This is a genomic window from Pseudoalteromonas sp. S4492, from assembly GCF_005886115.1.
Lineage (GTDB): Bacteria > Pseudomonadota > Gammaproteobacteria > Enterobacterales > Alteromonadaceae > Pseudoalteromonas > Pseudoalteromonas gelatinilytica.
The window spans coordinates 1-295 of sequence record NZ_PNCP01000288.1; the positions used below are offsets into that span (position 1 = coordinate 1).

1 pseudogene is annotated in these 295 nt (G+C 52.2%); it reads right to left on the bottom strand.

Annotated elements, in window-relative coordinates:
- Window positions 1-295: pseudogene (locus CWC28_RS22410) on the bottom strand (hypothetical protein); the annotation flags it as partial.

Genomic DNA, 295 nt, shown 5'->3' on the forward strand with positions numbered 1-295 from the left:
TATGACTGCCATCAAAGGTGGCATTAAGACTGGGAACCGTCGCTGCTCCAGATTGTTTGGCTACTGCTTCGGCCTGATGAAGCCGGTCTGTTGCAGCTTTCAGACTGAAATTGTCATTGAGAGCCTTTTCAATCAGGGTGTTCAGTTGAGGGTCTTTGAAACTTTGCCACCAGAAGCTGGGCTGGGTTTCTGAGCCTGACTGAGAAAAGGAAGCGGGCAACGGGGCTTCCGGGGGGGATACTGCATTGTGTGTTGCACAACCTGCCATCAGGAAGAGCAAGCTTCCCAATGCCAG